Below are 14,517 nucleotides of genomic sequence, written 5' to 3'. Positions count from 1 at the left end.
TAACGTATCTTTTTTAGAAAAAAACTGTAGCTGCCTCCTTTAAGGTGCAGCTACAGTTTTTATTTTTTTATAAGAGGCGTTCGTATTCCGTTTTATTGGCACGGTTTACTTTACGAGGTCTCCCCTTAATGGGCATTGTTTTAAGTGCTTTTAAAACAAGGTCTCCTTTACCATTAAGAATCTCCACAAAGGTTGAAACATCGACAATACTGATAACCCCAATGTCTTCTGCATTCATGCCTTCAATGGAACACAATGCACCCACAATATCGACCGGTCTCATTTTTGTTTTCTTACCTGCGTTAATATGAATTTTGGTGATTTCTTGTTTAAAGTCATGCGCTTTATCTTTTTTGACTTTAGGTTTGCGATCACGTTTGGCTTCAAATGCATCACGCCGTGCATCCACAAGGCTTTGACTTGGTTTCACAACTTTTTGAAGTTCATGATCCGTTTCATTAATAATTAAATTCATAAATTTCATTTCGTAGGGACTAGCGAAGGTTACGGCTTTACCATATTTATCCACACGTGCGGTACGGCCCACGCGGTGTGTATAGCTTTCCGTATTTTCAGGAACATCGAAGTTCACCACGAGTGAAACATCATCAATATCCAATCCACGTGCTGCCACATCCGTAGCCACAAGATAACGGAAAAGACCATGTTTAAAGTCCGCTAGGACTTTGGTTCGAAAACGTTGTTCCATCCCACCATGAAGGGTATCTACCTTGCACCCTAAGTCTTCCATAAAATCAGTCACGGATTCTACTTGTTCTTTGGTATTGCAGAAGATGATTGAACTATCTGGATTTTCCGTTATGAGTACGGATTCAAGTAACGCCATTTTATCGGGATAATCAACAATATAGTAACGTTCATCAATACGGTCTTCAACACGACTTTCTGTTTCGATATCAATCCACTGCGGATTTTTTATGTAAAGCGTACAGAGATCTTTAACGCGTTCTGGCATGGTTGCGGAAAAGAGTAATTTTTGACTCTTTTTGGGAATACGGTTAATAATACTTGTAATTTGATCAATAAAGCCCATATTAAACATTTCGTCAGCTTCATCAATCACTAATGTTTCAATATGCGAAAGATCCACGGTTTCTCTGGCCATATGGTCTAATAAACGACCAGGCGTTGCGACAAGGATGTGGGTCATTTCTTTTAAACGTTGTGCCTGTTTCTCAAATGAACTGCGCCCAAATAACGCTTCAACCTTTAAGCGTTTAAAACGACCAAGATTAAATAAATCTTCTTGGATTTGGATGACAAGTTCACGCGTCGGTGCTAACACTAAAACTTGAGGCTTACGTTTTGCCCAATCAACCTGATGACAAATAGGAATCCCAAATGAAGCGGTTTTTCCACTACCTGTTTGTGATTGCACAACAATATTTTTCCCACTTAATACAGCAGGAATCACTTCTTGTTGAACATCAGTTGGGGCATCATAGCCCAAATACTGAATTGACTTTAGAATTGAGTCATCAATTCCATAATTTTTAAATGTATGTTTCACGATATCATCTCTTTTCTATGCATGGTTATTCTAAACCGAATTCACCATACCGATTGGACATGTGTGAAAGTGCTTTTTCATTATACACTATCTCAGTACAAAGTGGTTAATGAGCATCCAAAAACACACACATCTTTTAGATTATATATTTTTTATAACGATTTTGATCTGATTCACGAATGACAGCTCGAAATTCTGCCCCTTTTTCCGTATAATTTAAACCAATGATTTCATAGTTGGAGGCAATCGCATCTAAGATTCCAAGATCCGCAAACGGGATTTCAAAACTTACTTTCTTAAAACTTGATTCCAGTTCAACTTCAATCGCATCAACCAGTCGATCTATGTCTTCCATGTCGAGGGCACTGATGTACATACGATTTCCAAATTCACTTTGATAGTAGACAATATCTTGATCCATTGCCTGGTCCATCTTGTTAAAGACGGTAATGATTTTACGATCCAGCACATCCAAATCGCGAAGCATTTTATACGTTGTATCCATTTGAATGTTTAAGTCAGGATTGGACGCATCCACCACATGAATAATTAGATCTGAATACTTAATTTCTTCAAGAGTCCCTTTAAATGCTTCTACAAGTGTATGGGGTAATTTTGATACAAACCCTACGGTATCCGTAAGAATGACATTCAGTCCATTATTAAGACGGGCTTTACGCAAGGAGGGCTCCAAGGTCGCAAAGAGCATATCCTTCACAAACACATGTTTATCGTTAGCTTGGGGATCACCATTGGTTAAAATTGCGTTCATTAAGGTTGATTTACCCGCATTGGTATATCCAACAAATGAGATAATTGGAAGATTTGAATTTAATCGTTTACTACGGGTAATTTCACGGTTTTCTTCAGATTTGGTTAAGGCATTTTGGACGTGAAGAATCTCCCGTTGGATGTGGCGTCGATCCAATTCAAGTTTTTGTTCACCGGGACCCCGTGTCCCAATGCCACCACCAGTACGAGATAAATAATCACTATACCCAATTAAGCGCGGTAAACGATATTTTAGTTGCGCAAGTTTTACTTGAAGTTTCCCTTCGGCCGTGGTTGCACGCAAAGCGAAAATATCAAGGATTAAATTGGTTCGATCAACAATCTTACAACCAATTAAACTTTCCAGATTTCGAATCTGTGATCCACTGAGTTCATCATTGAACACCACGGTATCGGCATCATAGGTTGCGACTGCACGCATCACTTCTTCAATTTTCCCAATTCCAATATAGGTCGCACTTTCAGGGTGATCTCGGTTTTGCGTAATCTGATAAACAACCGTTCCCTCAGCCGCTTCAACCAAGTCCCCCAATTCAATCATGGATGAATCCAAGTCAAAATCTTTTTTCCCAAAATCCACGCCAACTAAAACGACGCGTTCTTTAATTGTTTTTGTATCTAACATGCATATCCTCAACCTTCTCTTATCAATATAACAAGTTTTATGAAAAAGATACACACCTATCCGTGTGTATCTTTTGGGTCTATTCTGATTTGGTATCGTTTAAGTGAGCTTTAATGATCCGTTTATAATTTATAAATGCATCCGTTAACAAAAAGTCTTCATTTCGAGGTTTGGGCGTATCAATGATTAATTCATACGTAATTTTCCCCGGTTTTCCACTTAAGACATAAATACGATCCGAAAGGAGTATCGCTTCATCAATGTCATGCGTTATAAAAAATGTGGACAGATTTAACTGACTCATGATATCCAAGTACCATGTTTGCATTTGATGTTTGGTAATTGTATCCAATGCGCTAAACGGTTCATCCAATAAAGCAACATCATCTGAGAATAAGAATGTTCTCAGAAATGCGACACGTTGTCGCATTCCACCCGATAATTGGGCAGGATACAGATGATCCGTTCCCTCTAAGCCAAAGGTCGCGAAATATTTTAGAGCCGCTTCACGGCTTTCTATTTTGCTCTTACCTTGAATCCGCAACGGCAATGCCGCATTATCAATGACCGTCTTATAAGGCAACAATAAATCCTTTTGAAGCATATACGAAACATGACCCGTCGCCCCTGTAATATCCTGTTTATGTAAAGATACGGAACCCTTATCAGGGTGAAGAAGTCCTGCAATCACATTAAATAATGTCGTCTTGCCAACACCACTTTCTCCCAAGATGCATACAACTTCACCTTGATTTAACGTCACCGAAACATCATCCAAGACACGCTTGGATCCATAAGCCATGGAAACATGTTCAAGCACTAAAACAGGTTTAGTTGAGATAGTCATTGGTAAATCCTACATTCTCAGCAATGGGCATATCAATTAATTGATTATCATAAAGCCATGCGTAGAATTGATTCCAACGCGCACCATCAAAGGTACCCCACTTCGTAACTTCAGCTTTATATTCTTTCGCAAGAAAATGTTGGCTTGCCTTAATCAAATCAAGATCAAGTTCCGGTACATGTTTCACAAGAATCTCCGCTGCTTCATCAGGATTTTCAATCGCAAACTCATACCCTTCTTCTAAGGCTTTTAAAACTTTCTTTGCTTCTTCCCCATTTTCTTCCAAATAAGCATTATTCGCAATCAAGACGGGACTGTAGAAATCAAGTTCTTGGCCATAATCCGCAAAGTTTAAAAAATGTGTATCCAAACCGGCTTGTTGGATGGCCATGCCATCCCATGCTTTAAAAATCCAGACTGCATCAATATCTGTTTGGAGTGCTGATACCACATCAGTAACGGTATTTGGAACCATTTTAATATCCTCATAATTCCCACCATCATCCGTTACAATTTTACGAATAATCGCTTGTTCGATCGGTGAATCCCATGTGGCATACGTATGTCCAGCCATTTTACGGGGTGCATCAATGCCTTTTTCTTTTAATGAAACAATACCTGACGTATTGTGTTGAATTAAAGCTGCTACCGCAGTAATTGGGAGTGGATGTTCACTTGCCAGTGCCGGTGCCATGGTATCTTGGAAACTAATACCAAATTCTGCACCCCCTGCTCCAATTAACGATGTTGTAGATCCTTCAGGCGGTTGTACAATCTCCACCTCAAGACCTTGCGCTTTAAAGAATCCCTTTTCCTGAGCTACATAGAGCCCAGTATGATTCGTATTTGGGGTCCAATCCAATACAATCCGAACCGGCTTGGACGACTTAGCGCCACATCCCGTTAAAAGTAACCCCAAAACCAATATCCCCATTAATTTCTTTTTCATGAATTATTTGCTCCATCTCTTTGTAAGGTTTCCGCATCAAGCCATGGCTGAGCTCGTTTTTGTAACCACGAAACAAGTCCCATTAATACCAAGCTTAAGAAAGATATAAAGAAAATTACGGCAAACATCTTATCAAACGAATACGATTTCCGTACACGCGTCATATAAACGCCCAATCCACTATATCCCCCCAACCATTCCGCAATGACCGCACCGATTAAAGAATACGATACTGAAATTTTTAAACTGGAAAAGAAATAAGGTAAGGCATGTGGAAATTTTATATGACGAAAAGTTTGAAAGGTATTTGCTCCCATTGATTTCATTAAGTTTAAAGCATCCTTATCACAGGACTGAAATCCATTCATACATCCCATTGTAATGGGGAAAAACGACGTTAAAATGATTAACGTAATTTTTGGAAGTAATCCATAACCCATCCAAAGTACTAAAAGGGGCGCTAATGCAACCGTGGGAATTGTCTGTGTCAAGATAATCAACGGATAAAACATTTTATGAAACCATGAAACATGATCCATAATGACCGCAAAGATAAATCCTAACAAAATCCCAAATGTTAATCCTAAAAAAGCTTCTAAGAGCGTTGTTTTCGCATGATACATAAGTAAACTAAAATCATTATTAAATGCTTTCACGACATCACTGGGAGCGGGTAACATAAACCGTGGAATCACTCCAAGTGATGAAAGACCTTGCCATAATACCAACAATCCAACAATTGCGGATACGGACAATAATCTATTTTTGATGTTTTGTGATTTTTTCATCAATGGTGAGAATGTGCGCTGTTGGCGCATAAGCAATCTTTACATATGCTGATACTTTATCGGCACCTGCCTTAACCGCAATGAGTTGACAGTTCTTAACAATTTCCATCAATTCATCATAATCCCCTTCTATTGATGTTTCAAACGGTCCGACAACATAGTTTAGACCCGTTTGCGCAATATATGCGATCACCTCATCCACAATACGAATTGTTTCTTCATTTGATGTTGTATTCGGTAAAATTTGAATTGCGACACTTGCGTTCATATGAACCTCCTTATAATATAAAAAAACCTCTTCTCGTACGAAAAGAGGTATACACGTTTACTCAAAAAAAAGTATGCGATTAATACATCCCTCCGCCAGTATTAGCTGGATCAGGTACAAAGCTTAAAGCTTAGAGTTTAAAACGTAACCGTTTATTCTCAGCCCGAAATACGAGCACCCCTTGTACGAATTCAATTTTCTTAGTCTCTATCAGAAACTAACCCCATTATACTAAACCCACACTAATATGCAATCAAAAGACAAAAAAAATATAACCTGGCACTGGTTATATTTTCACAAGCAATTACGATTATGTATAAAGCACTCAGATGTGGTTTGCATCACGAGCAAGAAACAGTAACACTGGAGATATGAATGCAAGAACGCTTGTTAACCCGAATAACAGCGAATCATAGGGTGTTAATGTTATCGCTTTATAAACATTGTTGTAATATAAGAAAGCTGTAAACACATTTAATACAGCGTTAAGATAGAGCAATCTCTCATCACTCACTTCATGCTTTAAATTAAATATTTGTGTTGTCGCAAATACAAGAATCACCAAAAACGTTACGATACCCGTTACGGTCAAAAGTAAGTCTGGATGAATCACGGTTCGTGTAAGAACAATGAGCGTAAATGCAATAAACACGGCATAATAGTTTTTCATAAAATCCCCCTAACTATATGCATGTTTAGCTCTCTACACAGATTATACACAAACTACACAAATATAGCAAGCGCTTACATTAAAGAAGTGAATGCAAATACTAAAAGCGAGAACGTAAAAGGACTGTCACACACTCTAACAGTCCTAATTCAAACTCTAAAGCCGCTTATTGGGCCTCACACTTAAAATTATTTGCTTGCAATTCATTTAATACTTTTTCAACGGTAGCACCATCTTGATAAGGTGACATCAACAACATTGCATCCCGATCAAGACTCCCATCACGAAGCACCATATTGGTATAACCGTAATTATCTGCAAAATGCGCAACATCATTGCCGCGGATGCGATCAAAGCTATAAATAAACATCAAACTTCCTTTTGAATACCCATGTTTATTAAAGTAATCGACCGCATTCACATTATTTTGAGTATCGGCTGCATAACATGCATACTCTAATTTAAAATTCGTATACGTATCCGGATGTTTCGCATAATCTGCTTTGATTTTGCTTAATGCAAGATTTTGTAACTCTTTATATTCCTTCACATCATCCATGCTTGCATAAACATCACTCAGGCCTTCAACTTTAACGGTTGTTTGTTCCTCAGAAATTTTAACTTTATGTTGATTCATGGCAGCCATTGCTTCTTTATTAAAGGTTGCCTTGACGGTGATTTCCTCACCATTCACAAGATTTTTATCTTTAGAGAACGTTAAGGTTGTCCCTTCCACAATCGTTTGGAGATATGCCTCTTCAACATCTAAATTCGTATCATAGGCAGCAGTCCCACTTCCGTCCATACCTTTAAATTTAAATGTGAATTGTTCGAAAAGATTAAATTGCTCGGAATCATATAAACCTTTAACCACGACCTCTTTCTCCAAATGATCAAGACGGTACTTATGGGTTTTGAGAAGCTTATCTGTCAATTCTGATTTCTCAACCGTTAATTTAATCCGGTTTCCATTCGATAGCCCTTCTTGAGGACTCAAGTTATACGTTAAGCTCTCATAGATTTCTTTTTGATCAGGATTGTTGATGGCATCCAAATCCACGTCAAATGTAGCCGTTCCTTTTGTATCAACACCCTCAAATTCAACACTGACATATTTAAATGCGTCCAATGGTTGTCCACTAAACTTCAGTTTCCAGACCGCAAACCCACCACCGCATGCGACAATTAAAACTAATAAGGCGATTAACGCATTGCGTTTATGCTTTGATTTTTTATGTTTTGTCTTGATGTGCTTATCAGAACGTTTTGGTTTTGACGTTTTGACCACAGTTTCTTCAACTGATTTTGGGGATGTTTCCACAACATAAACAGTTTCGATAACGTCATCCGGTTTTGATTCCACCTCATCGAGTATGTCATCAAGATCGTCGATGATTTCGTCTTCTTCATGGTTCGTTTCGATTTCTTCCAATTCTTCGAGTCGTTTTGCCTCTGCATCAAGCTCTACGGCTTTCGCATCAACTTCATCAAGAATGTCATCCAATTCATCTTTTTCTTCCATCTGTATGCCTCCTACGCTTGTACTTTCACAAGAACTAATTCATCTTGTTTCACAAAGACCACGATAAATGCAATCACTGTCAGAAGACAAATGACCGCGGTAATTTTTCCTAAGACTAGTGAAAACATAAGTTTTAAAACTAAATTAAATGAGCTCGCACTCATCAAGACAAAAATACCCATAAGCGCATTCATTAAACCCAGACCACTCATCCATAAAACCAATTTACGGCTGAGGTAATACTTAGCATGTGCGTTTTCATTGCGCTCGATCATACGAATCACAAGCATCGATACAAAAAGTAAAATGCTGAGGATAATCCAAATCAAAGGACTCCCTTGATCAAACATACTCGTCATCTTCCCAAAACTACGATTACTCATCATCACCACACCCAAACTTACGACAGAAAGGCCTGTAAGTAAGGTCGCAAAAAATTGGGTACTGAATCCTGCTGTTGATGTCTCAAGAGGTTGTTCCAGTTCTTCAACTTGGGGCATTTCATCCACACCATCATTTTCGGGTTGGTTTTCATAAAGTGCTGCATAATGGTTTGCTACTGAAGCAACAACCTTCGCATATTTTTGGGGTGAAACCTTTGGTTTAATGTCACGTCGTAACTGATCCAACGCTTCATCCAACGATTCCACATGTTCGAGTTTTAACCGTTCTAATTGTTTTGAATTAAGCATGATAGGTTACCTCGCGTTCCATCACTATCCGTGAATTTTGTTTATAAGCATGAATAAGACCCAAGACTAAACCTAATACCGCGATTACACCCCATGCAATAATACGGTATACCGATTGTGTTGGTTCAGCGATTTCAAAAATCTTTGTAATTTTATTGACATTAACTAAAGTTAAAAAGTAAAACAGCGTCCCAACCAAACTGTAAATACGATTTAGATCCCCACGCTTTTCTTTAAAAGCGATATAATCCCAAACCATCAACAAACCCACACAGATTGAGGCAACCATCAAAAGCGAAACCATGACTTTCGTCTTCGTCACATTGCCGGCAAAGCGTTCAATATGGGTCATGGCATCAAAGATATTTCCAAATGTCATTTGCGCTAATACCAATAAGAGCACTGCTCCACCTAAAAGCACTGCTGGTCCCCATTTATAAATTATAGTTCCAAAATTTCCCTTTGTTTTAAGTCGATATTCTTCAATCATTGTTTGCATACAATACCTCCTTGTCGGTCTTTACTCTTCTATCTTAGCACAAAGCATACCCAGGCTAGATTATTGACTTGGGTTTTCATGGATAATTCATAAGAAAAAAGGTGCATCGCACCTTTAAATTTTGTCATTTCGATTTGAAATATATTGAATGATATAAACAAGTGCCACAATCACCCCAATACCACCGAGGCCTCCTAAAAACCACCGATACGATTGTACACTTGGTTCATTAAACGCTAAATAGAGTAATAAAATCGCTAAAACACCATACAACGCACTATTAAGAAGCATATTGGATGAAGCAACCGTTTTGTGTTTAACTTGTGCCAATGCGACCCGTTGACATTTTTTTAGAAAATCAAAACGATAACGAAGTTCCGCAATAATAGCAAAGCCGCCTGCCAATAAAAGGCTGAGGTATGGTGGAACGTTAAAACTGAGAAGAAAAATCCCCATCATAATCGCAATGACATAGCGATTGCGATAAAAAACAACCTGTTTTTCTTGATTTTTATTCACTCGGTACACATCACGTGTTAGAAAATCAGTAAATGTATTTTTTTGGTTTTCGCTCATATTTGACTCCTTTTCTTTATTGTACTGTAAACAATTTCGAATTCACTTGTCTTTTTTAACGAGGTTTTTGTATCTTTAACCAATTTGGTTGAGGTCCCCTCACCGCTTACCTATAATGACAGTGAACAATGAAAGATAGGAGACATACACACTATGTTTAACAACAACGAACAAACTTGGAAGGATCTCAAAGCGTTTGATACTGCAAATGAAATCCACCAACAACCGCAAACGTGGGATAAAACATACCACATTATTCTAGAACGTCGTCAAGAAATCCAAAATTTTATTAATCAAGTGATTAATGAAAAAGAATACGATGTAATCTTTACTGGAGCAGGTACCAGTGAATTTGTAGGAAATGCACTCGCACCTGTACTCGTTAAAGAGTTTAATTCAAACTTTAAATCCATCGCAACAACGGATATCGTAGCAACACCAGCGCTCTTTATTGATCCTGTGAAACCTACATTACTTGTATCCTTTGGTCGTTCCGGTAACTCACCTGAATCCATTGCAGCGGTAGATGTTGTGAATGAAATCAATAAAAATGCGAAACACTTAGTGATTACCTGTAATCATGAAGGAAAGCTTGCACTACGTGATGATGAAAACATCTTCTCAATCAAATTACCAAAAGAAACAAATGACCTCTCATTCGCAATGACAAGCAGTTTCTCAAACATGTTCCTTGCTGCGTTCTTGGCTTTCAACACTGACAACCTTGAAGCACTCTACCCTTCAATTAAAGACATTATCCGTGTGGGTTATGCATTTAATGAAGAAGGCTATAAAGTCGCAATGGAACTTGTAGAAAACTTTAAATTTGATCGTATTGTTTATCTTGGCGATGCAGATCAAAACGGTTTTGCTCAAGAATCCGCATTAAAAATGCTTGAACTGACTGCAGGTGAAGTTGTGACAATGCATAACTCACCACTTGGTTTCCGTCATGGACCTAAATCAATTGTAAATGGTACAACCCTGACGGTAGTCTACATGAAAGAAGATCCTTACACACGTCAATATCAAGTTGATATTATTAAGGAAATGAGTCCTCAACGTAATGGAAACCAAATCATGGTTGTAGATACAATGAACGACGATACAATTCGTGAACTCGTTGATGTTTATGTTTCAATTAACTATAATGAAGATACAAACAAAGATTTAGTTGGACTTAATATGGTGATGTATGCACAAGTACTTTCACTTTACAAATCGCTTGATTTAGATAAGTCACCGGATAATCCATGGCCATCAGGACTTGTAAACCGTGTCGTACAAGGTGTTATTATTTATCCATATTCCTACGAGGAGGAAAAATAGATGATTGGTATTGTCGTAACAGGACACGGACGTTTTGCGGAAGGTTTAACGTCTGCTGTAGAATTAATCGCTGGGAAACAACCCTCATATGAATCCGTACTCTTTTTAGAAGAAAAAGGACCTGAGGCGTTGTCTGAAGACTTAAAAGTTGCAATCAACAACGTTAACACTGGAGATGGTGTTCTTGTCTTTACAGACTTAAAAGGTGGAACACCGTTTAAAGAAGCCGTCATGATTGCGACACAACAAGAAAACGTGGAAGTTCTCACAGGAACCAATTTATCCATGTTACTTGAAGCCAGTCTTATGAGACTTGGTGAACCATTACTCCATGATTTCGCTTTATCATTAAGCGAAACCGGAGCATCGCAAGTCGATCTCTTTGACATCGCAGACTTACAACGCGATGATGATCTTGAAGATGGCGATGGCATCTAATCATTAAATCGAATTTGATAATCTTTCAAAGCTTATCAAATCAAATAAAAATACCAGCTAATCATCGCTGGTATTTTTATCTTTTATCAAATCTCAACCGCACCACTTTTACTTTTATTAAAGTCTATCTCATAGGCCGTTTTGAAGTCAAATATTTTTCGCGGCATTGAGTTAATTTTGAAGCAAATATCATCAAGATATTGTTGCGCTATATCATACATTGATTTACCTTTTGGTATAAACCTTCTCACGATTGCATTCGCTCGTTCATTGGTTCCACGTTGAAAAGAACAGTATGGATCACACTTATATAGTTTCACACCCAACCGCTTGGCTGTAATTCCTAATGTTTTAAATTCAAGTCCATTATCTACTGTTATCGATTTCGTGGTTATATTATTCTCTTCAATAAATTTTCGAATTAAGTTTGATGTGTAATAGTCATATCGATATTCTGCTTTAATAAGCCAGGTCATTCTTGAGCAGCGGTCTACAATGGATATAATCGCTGCAGATTCATGTTTCTTACCGATTATAGAGTCGATTTCGAGATGGCCAATCTCGTTACGTTCCTCAATGTATTTAGGTCTAAGGCTAATTGGAAGTACTGTTTTCTCTTCCAAGTTCCATTTCAAGTGATTCATCATTCCACTAATTCTCTTTTTACGTTTTCGACGTTTATAGCACATTCTATTTGGTTTTATATCAAGTTTACCTTGATTAATCCAGTTATAGACTTGCTGCGATGAAACACACGGTTTATATGGATGATATCGTTTATAGTTACTCAAGCATACTTCTACCGAATGAACTTTAGGATCATAGTGAGAATGCAGATATTCGATTAGGTGGGAATATTTTTCTCGAATATCAATCGTTCGTTTCTTATAGACATTATTTTTATATCTAGAAATCGTAGAATGAGATATATTGAGTTTACGTGCTGCCTTGCGCATAGAGTAGCCGATGCTTAATAGAATATCAATTTGGTCTTTCATTTTTTTATCTAATTGTTTATACTTCATATGGGAGCTCCTTTTAGTCGGGTGGGCTCCTTTTATTATACAAAAACAACCGCACCTTGGGTGGTGCGGTTGAGATTTGAATTTAGGAAAAATACCAGCTAATCATCGCTGGTATTTTTATTGTATAAGGACTGCGCATACTCAGTGGGAGACAAGCCGAATTGTTTTTTAAACTTACGCGAAAAATAGTGAATTGAACTAAAACCTAAACGCATCGCTACCTCAGTAATGGGTAAGTTTTCTTCTAAAATCATGACTTGTGCTCGCATCATCTTAATGTCATTTATATACTGCTTTGGAGGCATATCCATGTTTTTCTTAAACAAAACCTGTAAACTTGAACGACTGATCGCAAAATGATCGCATAAATCCTCGACTGATATGGGTTCACAAATATTATTTAAGATATACTTGTTGATCTCATTAACCAACTCATTTTCAAAATTCGCTTGAATGGGATTGGAGTTCAAATGCTGTGTATGATTTGGACTGTCATACTGGATGACTAAGATAATCAATTCTTGGAGGTATGAAATCATTAAATCTCGTGAATACGGCACATTATATGTTTCTAAAATCGTTGAATGTTTAATAAAACTATTAAACAAATTATACATTTCTTGCGTACACGTAAAAACCTTATTCTTAATGTGATCAATATCATGCACATTGATATTCATGTCAAACATGATTGTTAAGTAAGAACATGATTTATCGCCCGCAATGCGCTGTTTATGAAATTGATTTGGGAAGTATAACATCATGCTTTGACTTTCAAGCGTGAATTCTTTGCCATCAATTTCCGTCACCAACTCCCCCGTATCCACATACGTAATTTCCCAATAGAAATGCGATTCTCCCGAAAAATGATAGTTTCTTCCCTTTACACTGTAATAATAGGAAAAAATATCTGTTACATAAAATTTAGGACGAATGGGTAGGTAACCAACTTCTTGTTCATTCTCGTAATGATGTACCGCGTAAACACCGTCCGATTGAATGGATTCTTCAATCACAGCACTTTGGGTAAGCGGAATTACGGTATAAGGAATATCTGGGTTTAATCGTGCAATCCGATGGATTACAAACTGTTCCGGATCGCCAGAAGGATCTAAAATCACAACCAATGCAATCCCTTCTAGAACTTCAAGGGTCACGGGTGCTGATACCGATTTTAAATATTTAGGAACCTTTCCTTCTACAAAGAATCGATGAACTTTATAGTTTGAAGGGTGATCTTGTACTTGTCCATACTTCAAGAATTGTGGGCTTGTCGTTTTTAAATACATAGTTTCTCCTTTTTTATTACGAATATTCTAATTTAATCATAAGATATTCTTGTTCTTATTGTGTGATAAGCAAACGAGTAAACACAAAAGTGCAAAACAAGTATAAAATTGTGCAAATATTATTTGTGAATGATAGGGTACACTTATAATATAAGAGCGCTTACATCTCTTATGGCAGAAGGAGGAGAGTTTAGATGCCTAATATTGTATTAACACGAATTGACAATCGATTAATTCATGGTCAAGTCGCAACACAATGGTGTTCCGCAATCGGAGCCAACTTAATTCTTGTTGCAAATGACGAAGTAGCATCAAATAAAATGCGTCAAGGTTTAATGGATATGGCTGCACCAAGTTATGCAACCACACGCTATTGGACTTTGCAAAAGACAATCGAAACAATTCATAAGGCTTCAAACAAACAAAAGATTTTTATTGTTTGCGAAAGCCCTGCTGACGTATTAACACTTGTGGAGGGTGGTGTTCCCATTACGAAAGTCAATATTGGAAACATGCATATGTCAGAAGGAAAGCGTCAAGTAGCACAAGTTGTTGCTGTTGATGATCATGATGTGGAAGCATTTAGACGATTGAAAGAACTGGGTGTTGAACTTGAAATACGAAAAGTTCCAACCGAAAGTGCTGAAAACATCGATAAATTATTTCAATAATATATA

16 protein-coding genes and 1 riboswitch are annotated in these 14,517 nt (G+C 37.5%); of the genes, 3 read left to right on the top strand and 13 right to left on the bottom strand.

From position 1 onward, the window contains the following. Positions 1 to 67 precede the first annotated feature (67 nt). The 11 genes from AAG186_RS01535 to AAG186_RS01485 all read right to left on the bottom strand — a co-directional run bounded on the left by AAG186_RS01535 (position 68) and on the right by AAG186_RS01485 (position 9,759). The gene (locus tag AAG186_RS01535; RefSeq protein ID WP_161636987.1) at positions 68 to 1,531 is read right to left on the bottom strand and encodes a DEAD/DEAH box helicase; all 1,464 of its coding nucleotides are present in this window, start codon (positions 1,529 to 1,531) and stop codon (positions 68 to 70) included. A 136-nt stretch (positions 1,532 to 1,667) separates the two neighbouring features. Further along, positions 1,668 to 2,948, bottom strand: coding sequence for a GTPase HflX (hflX, locus tag AAG186_RS01530; RefSeq protein ID WP_342621872.1), 1,281 nt, complete (start codon positions 2,946 to 2,948; stop codon positions 1,668 to 1,670). Positions 2,949 to 3,027: 79 nt separating this feature from the next. Continuing rightward, on the bottom strand, positions 3,028 to 3,795 hold the full coding sequence (locus tag AAG186_RS01525; RefSeq protein ID WP_331836777.1) for an ABC transporter ATP-binding protein: 768 nt from the start codon (positions 3,793 to 3,795) through the stop codon (positions 3,028 to 3,030). Next, entirely contained in the window at positions 3,779 to 4,744 is a 966-nt protein-coding gene (locus AAG186_RS01520) for an ABC transporter substrate-binding protein (protein WP_161636984.1), read from the bottom strand. Before AAG186_RS01520 ends, AAG186_RS01525 begins: the two co-directional genes overlap by 17 nt. Further along, on the bottom strand, positions 4,741 to 5,532 hold the full coding sequence (locus tag AAG186_RS01515; RefSeq protein ID WP_161637072.1) for an ABC transporter permease: 792 nt from the start codon (positions 5,530 to 5,532) through the stop codon (positions 4,741 to 4,743). Before AAG186_RS01515 ends, AAG186_RS01520 begins: the two co-directional genes overlap by 4 nt. Then, the gene (locus AAG186_RS01510) at positions 5,504 to 5,800 is read right to left on the bottom strand and encodes a thiamine-binding protein (RefSeq protein ID WP_013852597.1); all 297 of its coding nucleotides are present in this window, start codon (positions 5,798 to 5,800) and stop codon (positions 5,504 to 5,506) included. Before AAG186_RS01510 ends, AAG186_RS01515 begins: the two co-directional genes overlap by 29 nt. A gap of 70 nt (positions 5,801 to 5,870) precedes the next feature. Next, positions 5,871 to 5,992: riboswitch (TPP riboswitch) on the bottom strand. 133 nt (positions 5,993 to 6,125) lie between these two features. Beyond that, positions 6,126 to 6,470: a hypothetical protein gene (locus AAG186_RS01505; protein ID WP_125164145.1), complete on the bottom strand. Its 345-nt coding sequence runs from the start codon at positions 6,468 to 6,470 to the stop codon at positions 6,126 to 6,128. Positions 6,471 to 6,636: 166 nt separating this feature from the next. Next, positions 6,637 to 7,992, bottom strand: coding sequence for a hypothetical protein (locus AAG186_RS01500; protein ID WP_342621871.1), 1,356 nt, complete (start codon positions 7,990 to 7,992; stop codon positions 6,637 to 6,639). An 11-nt stretch (positions 7,993 to 8,003) separates the two neighbouring features. Continuing rightward, positions 8,004 to 8,684: a hypothetical protein gene (locus tag AAG186_RS01495; protein WP_200549465.1), complete on the bottom strand. Its 681-nt coding sequence runs from the start codon at positions 8,682 to 8,684 to the stop codon at positions 8,004 to 8,006. Next, positions 8,677 to 9,183, bottom strand: a complete 507-nt coding sequence (locus AAG186_RS01490; RefSeq protein WP_342621870.1) for a hypothetical protein — start codon at positions 9,181 to 9,183, stop codon at positions 8,677 to 8,679. The genes AAG186_RS01495 and AAG186_RS01490 overlap by 8 nt, the downstream gene beginning before the upstream one ends. Positions 9,184 to 9,297: 114 nt before the next feature. After that, complete coding sequence (locus AAG186_RS01485; protein WP_161636980.1) at positions 9,298 to 9,759, bottom strand: hypothetical protein; 462 nt, start codon at positions 9,757 to 9,759, stop codon at positions 9,298 to 9,300. Between the two features lie 153 nt (positions 9,760 to 9,912). Between AAG186_RS01485 and AAG186_RS01480 the strand changes: the two genes are divergently transcribed. Both AAG186_RS01480 and agaF read left to right on the top strand, forming a co-directional pair. Continuing rightward, positions 9,913 to 11,088, top strand: coding sequence for an SIS domain-containing protein (locus tag AAG186_RS01480; protein ID WP_161636979.1), 1,176 nt, complete (start codon positions 9,913 to 9,915; stop codon positions 11,086 to 11,088). Continuing rightward, positions 11,089 to 11,526 (top strand): PTS galactosamine/N-acetylgalactosamine transporter subunit IIA, encoded by a 438-nt coding sequence (gene agaF, locus AAG186_RS01475; RefSeq protein WP_125164140.1) that lies wholly within the window; start codon positions 11,089 to 11,091, stop codon positions 11,524 to 11,526. 86 nt (positions 11,527 to 11,612) lie between these two features. On the opposite strand, the gene AAG186_RS01470 is transcribed toward agaF, so the two are convergent. Together AAG186_RS01470 and AAG186_RS01465 are read right to left on the bottom strand one after the other, a co-directional pair. Further along, positions 11,613 to 12,551, bottom strand: coding sequence for an IS30-like element ISErh4 family transposase (locus tag AAG186_RS01470; RefSeq protein WP_342621592.1), 939 nt, complete (start codon positions 12,549 to 12,551; stop codon positions 11,613 to 11,615). A gap of 98 nt (positions 12,552 to 12,649) precedes the next feature. Further along, positions 12,650 to 13,840 carry an AraC family transcriptional regulator gene (locus AAG186_RS01465; RefSeq protein ID WP_342621869.1) on the bottom strand — a complete coding sequence of 397 codons (1,191 nt, stop codon included), beginning with the start codon at positions 13,838 to 13,840 and terminating at the stop codon, positions 12,650 to 12,652. Between the two features lie 194 nt (positions 13,841 to 14,034). Here AAG186_RS01465 and agaV point away from each other — a divergent pair, with 194 nt between their 5' ends. Next, on the top strand, positions 14,035 to 14,511 hold the full coding sequence (gene agaV / locus AAG186_RS01460) for a PTS N-acetylgalactosamine transporter subunit IIB (RefSeq protein WP_331836767.1): 477 nt from the start codon (positions 14,035 to 14,037) through the stop codon (positions 14,509 to 14,511). Positions 14,512 to 14,517 lie beyond the last annotated feature (6 nt).

The sequence above is a fragment of the Erysipelothrix sp. P66 genome (assembly GCF_038682365.1).
In the GTDB taxonomy this organism is placed as follows: domain Bacteria; phylum Bacillota_I; class Bacilli_A; order Erysipelotrichales; family Erysipelotrichaceae; genus Erysipelothrix; species Erysipelothrix piscisicarius.
Note: the sequence above shows the minus strand (reverse complement) of the source record. Positions and strands in the feature narration are given on the sequence as shown.